General features: G+C 35.2%; 4 protein-coding genes. All 4 read right to left on the reverse strand.

Going from position 1 to position 3,382, the window contains the following annotated elements:
• On the reverse strand, positions 1–99 hold a 99-nt coding region (locus tag Q1J60_RS06860), incomplete at its 3' end, for a GTP-binding protein (protein ID WP_278677752.1).
• A 70-nt stretch (positions 100–169) separates the two neighbouring features.
• Positions 170–2,236 carry an elongation factor G gene (fusA, locus tag Q1J60_RS06865; RefSeq protein ID WP_300375185.1) on the reverse strand — a complete coding sequence of 689 codons (2,067 nt, stop codon included), beginning with the start codon at positions 2,234–2,236 and terminating at the stop codon, positions 170–172.
• Between the two features lie 80 nt (positions 2,237–2,316).
• A complete protein-coding gene (rpsG, locus tag Q1J60_RS06870) occupies positions 2,317–2,787 on the reverse strand; it encodes a 30S ribosomal protein S7 (RefSeq protein WP_003452182.1) in 471 nt (156 codons plus the stop codon).
• 159 nt (positions 2,788–2,946) lie between these two features.
• On the reverse strand, positions 2,947–3,327 hold the full coding sequence (gene rpsL, locus Q1J60_RS06875; RefSeq protein WP_003452165.1) for a 30S ribosomal protein S12: 381 nt from the start codon (positions 3,325–3,327) through the stop codon (positions 2,947–2,949).
• Between the last annotated feature and the right edge of the window lie 55 nt (positions 3,328–3,382).

Genomic DNA, 3,382 nt, shown 5'->3' on the forward strand with positions numbered 1-3,382 from the left:
TGTTATAGCTGCTGTTAAAGTTGTTTTACCGTGGTCTACGTGACCGATTGTTCCAATATTAACGTGTGGTTTGCTTCTTTCAAATTTTGCTTTTGACATTGCAAATTCCTCCTTTAAAATTCAAATATTATATACATATATATTAAAGAAGCTTTTAAAGCTTCTTTAATTATTTATTTTTTTTACCTGCAACTTCTTCTTGGATGCTCTTAGGAACGTCATCATAGTGATCAAATTCCATTGCATAAGTTCCCCTACCTTGAGTTCTTGATCTTAATGCAGTTGCGTATCCAAACATTTCTGATAGCGGTATGAACGCTCTTATGATTTGTGCACCATTTCTTGAGTCCATTCCTTCCATTCTACCTCTTCTTGAGTTAACATCTCCTATAACGTCTCCCATGTACTCTTCTGGTACAGTTATCTCAACTTTCATTATAGGCTCAAGTAATACAGCATCAGCTTTAGCCATAGCGTTTTTAAATGCCATAGATCCCGCTATTTTGAATGCCATTTCAGATGAATCGACATCATGATATGATCCGTCGAATAATCTTATTTTGAAGTTTATAACTGGATATCCAGCTATTATACCACTTTCTGATGCTTCTCTGATTCCGTTATCTACTGCTGGAATATATTCTCTTGGGATAGCTCCTCCAACGATAGCATTTTCGAATTCATACTCACCTTCAGTTGGTATCATTTCTATCTTACAGTGTCCGTATTGTCCTCTACCACCAGATTGTCTAGCAAATTTAGCTTCTGCTTCAACAGCCTTTTTAATAGTTTCTTTATAAGCAACTTGAGGAGCACCTACGTTACACTCAACCTTGAATTCTCTTTGTAATCTATCAACTATTATGTCTAAATGAAGCTCACCCATACCAGCTATGATAGTTTGACCTGTTTCTTGATCAGTCCAAGTTTTGAAAGTTGGATCCTCTTCAGCAAGCTTTGATAAAGCTATACCCATTTTTTCTTGACCAGCTTTTGTCTTTGGCTCGATAGCTATAGATATAACTGGCTCTGGGAATTCCATTTTTTCAAGTATTATTGGAGCTGCTTCTGTACATAAAGTATCTCCAGTAGTTGTATTCTTAAGACCTATTACAGCTCCTAATTCAGCTGCTTCTAATGATTCAACTTCCTCTCTTGAATTAGCATGCATCTTAACAAGTCTTCCTATTCTTTCTTTTTTACCCTTAGTTGAGTTTAATACGTATGAACCGCTCTCTAAAACTCCTGAGTAAACTCTTGTGAATGCTAATCTTCCAACAAATGGATCAGTAGCTATTTTAAATGCTAAAGCTGACATTGGAGCATTATCTGAAGCTTCTCTAGTTTCTTCTTCTCCATCTAAGTTAGTACCTTTAACAGCAGGTATGTCTAATGGTGATGGTAAGTAATCAACAACACCATCAATCATTTGTTGAACACCTTTATTTTTGTATGATGATCCACAGATAACTGGAATTATTTCATTATTTATAGTAGCTTTTCTTAAAGCAACTTTTAATTCTTCAAGAGTTAACTCTTCACCTTCTAAGTATTTCATCATTAACTCTTCATCAGTTTCAGCTATAGCTTCAATCATAGCAGCTCTATATTCTTCTGCTTTATCAGCTAATTCATCTGGAATATCAGTTACTTCTATATCTTTTCCTAGGTCATCTTTGAATATGATTGCTTTGTTTGTTAATAAATCAACCATTCCTTGGAATTGATCTTCTTGACCTATTGGAATTTGGATTGCAATAGCATTAGCTTGTAATCTTTCTCTAACTGTATTTATACAGTTGTAGTAGTCTGCTCCTGTAGCATCCATTTTATTTACGTATATCATTCTTGGAACGCCATACTTATCTGCCTGTCTCCAAACAGTTTCAGTTTGTGGTTCAACTCCACTCTTAGCATCAAGAACAGTAACAGCTCCATCAAGAACTCTTAATGATCTCTCAACCTCAACTGTAAAGTCTACGTGTCCTGGAGTATCGATTATGTTTAATTCATAACCTTTCCAGAAACAAGTTGTAGCAGCAGAAGTTATTGTTATACCTCTCTCTTGCTCTTGAGCCATCCAGTCCATAGTTGAAGCTCCATCATGAGTTTCCCCTATTTTGTGGTTTCTTCCTGTATAGAAAAGAATACGCTCAGTAGTAGTTGTTTTACCAGCATCTATATGTGCCATTATTCCGAAGTTACGGAATTTTTCTAACGGATATTGTCTAGCCATTATGACTCCTCCTCTCAACGTATAGTGTTTTTAAATTCAACAAAACTGTTTTGGCTTTTAGCCAAAACAGTTTCATTTTATTAATATCTGTAATGAGCAAATGCTTTATTAGCTTCAGCCATTTTATGAGTATCTTCTCTCTTCTTAACAGCTGCTCCAGTATTATTAGCTGCATCCATTAATTCTCCAGCTAATCTTTCTCTCATATACTTCTCGCCTCTTTTTCTTGAAGCTGCAAGAAGCCATCTTAATCCTAAAGTCTGTCTTCTTTCAGGTCTTACTTCTATTGGAACTTGGTAGTTAGCACCACCTATTCTTCTAGCTTTAACCTCTAATAAAGGCATTATGTTATTCATTGCTTCCTCAAAAACTTCCATAGCATCTCTGCCAGTTTTTTCATTTATTATTTGGAAAGCATCGTAGCATATTTTTTGTGCTACTCCTTTTTTACCATCTTCCATTACGTTATTTATTAACTTAGTAACAACTTTTGAATTGTACACTGGATCTGGTAATACATCTCTTTTTGCAATATGTCCTTTTCTTGGCACTTTTCTTCCCTCCTTAACAATTTTTGTTTAAGTTCATCGGTACTCGACACAACTTAATCGATTGTCGTAAAGTGCTTGCTTCATAATCTATATTTAAACTTCGAACAGTTATTTATCTAAACTTGAAGACATAGCACTCAAACTAAGTTTAAGCAATAATTATTTCTTTTGCTTTGGTTTCTTAGCACCGTACTTTGATCTTCCTTGCATTCTGTTAGCTACTCCAGCTGAGTCTAAAGCTCCTCTTACTATGTGGTATCTAACACCAGGAAGGTCTTTAACTCTTCCACCTCTTATAAGAACAACACTATGCTCTTGTAAGTTGTGGCCTACACCAGGAATGTAAGCTGTTACTTCGTATCCATTAGTTAATCTTACTCTGGCAATTTTTCTTAACGCTGAGTTAGGTTTCTTAGGAGTAGTTGTTTTAACTACAGTACAAACTCCTCTTTTTTGTGGACACTCTTTAAGAGCTGGTGCAGTTGATTTTGATGCTACTGTTTTTCTGCCTTTTCTTACTAATTGGCTTATAGTTGGCATACTTTCACCTCCTGATAAATTATTTAACTATCTATATAAATTTTAGATGTTAACA

It is taken from the genome of Clostridium sp., from assembly GCF_029258205.1.
In the GTDB taxonomy this organism is placed as follows: Bacteria; Bacillota; Clostridia; order Clostridiales; family Clostridiaceae; genus Sarcina.